This window comes from Actinomyces denticolens (genome assembly GCF_002072185.1).
In the GTDB taxonomy this organism is placed as follows: domain Bacteria; phylum Actinomycetota; class Actinomycetes; order Actinomycetales; family Actinomycetaceae; genus Actinomyces; species Actinomyces denticolens.
On sequence record NZ_MVIW01000080.1, the window covers coordinates 1 to 1,523 of the forward strand.

The 1,523-nt window shown below is 70.3% G+C and carries 1 protein-coding gene and 1 pseudogene; both read right to left on the minus strand.

The genetic code is table 11. From position 1 onward, the window contains the following. The coding region (locus B1H55_RS11985) for a phosphopantetheine-binding protein (RefSeq protein ID WP_205635530.1) at nucleotides 1-1,337 on the minus strand (1,337 nt) is incomplete at its 3' end. A gap of 24 nt (nucleotides 1,338-1,361) precedes the next feature. Continuing rightward, nucleotides 1,362-1,508, minus strand: a pseudogene (locus B1H55_RS13160) (KS-MAT linker domain-containing protein); the annotation flags it as partial. Nucleotides 1,509-1,523: the final 15 nt, after the last annotated feature.

Consider the following 1,523-nt stretch of genomic DNA (forward strand, 5'->3'; position numbering starts at 1 on the left):
GGACCCAGCGCAACACGCCCCTCCCGCACCAACGACCACAGCTCATCCACACCAGCCGCACCCGGGAACACACCCGCCATCCCCGACACAACCACACCAGCACCAACCACACGCCGATCGAGACGTCGAGCAGCCCGCTGGCGGGGTGAGCGTGGCACCGGTGCCGACCGCCCCGGCTCGTCCCCCGGCGCCAGGGAACGTATCTGCTCGCCATAGCGCCTGACCAGGGCGGCCTCGAGGCGCTCAAGCGTGGGATGACTGAAGAACATGTCTGGCGCTACCTGGACGCCCAGCCGACGGGTGAGGTCGCGACTCAGCTCGGACAGGTTCAGGGAGTCCGCGCCGTAGGCGCTGAGGACACGGTCGCGCTCCTGCTCCCCGCGGCTCACCCCAAGCACCTCCGTCACAGCGGCGCCCAGCTGCTCGACCAGCCACGAGCGGACCGCAGCATCGTCCGCCGTTGTCCTACCGGCGGCCTCTGGCCGCTCGGCAGGCTCCAGCTCGATCCCCCGCAGCGCGCCCACCGGCTCGCCGTCGCTGTCAGCAAGGACGATGTCAAGCAGCCCGTCAGTGAGCCGGTCGACCCGGACCGAGCGCACCTGGCTGGCGTCCGCGGGAACCTCCGCTCGGGCGACAGCGCGCACTCCCCCGAGCGACCAGCCCTGTGCCGCCCGAGCCAGCAGGGCGTCGACGGAACCAGCCAGGTCGGCGCCGGTCGTCTCGTGCACGCTCATGCCGTGGCTCTCCAGAGCCTCAAGGGCCTGCGGGGACGCGACCTCGTCCCTGTCGGTCCTGAGGAAGGCCTCACCATCGACGAGGGCAGCAGACTCGTTGAGCAGAGTCCACACGGTGCCAGCAGCGGCGCTCGGCTCGCACGTGATCATCGTGCTGCTGTCAGCAGCGTCCTCGTCCCTCCACACCACATTGCTGAGGACGGGGGGCGTCGCCGCGTCCAGGGCGAGCCTGGCGGCGTCGGCGGCGGCGAACACGACATGGCCTACCTGTGTGGGGATGAGGCCACGCACCCCGTAACGCACGGATGACAGGGACGACAGGTTCTCGGAGAGCAACGTTCCGACCAGGGCGCCCGCTCCGGGGCGCTGAGCGCCCGCCGTCATCACTGACGGCCAGCACTCGACCTCCTCGAAGGGATATCCAGGCAGCGGGACAGGCGCTGTGCGCGGTTCCCACCACAGGGTCGGGTCGCAGCCGGCGCAGAAAAGCCGCGCCAGGGCCTCCCAGTCCTCAGGGTGGGTCGCCCGGGTGACCAGATCGCGGATCGTCAGGTCCAGCGCCTCGTTCGGCTGGTGCCCCTGGGTGACGCGTCCCCGTACCACAGAGCTGGTCTTCCGTCCTTGAGCCACAGCCTCCAGCCCCTCGACCGCCTCTTGCCGTGTCCGGGCCACGATGCCTGCTCGGTGGGCGAAGTGGAAGCGGTGCAGCGCCAGCGTCACAGCAAGGTGGTCCAGCCGGACATCCTCGCCCTCACGCTCCAGCCAGTCAGCCAGGTTCCTGCAGCTGTC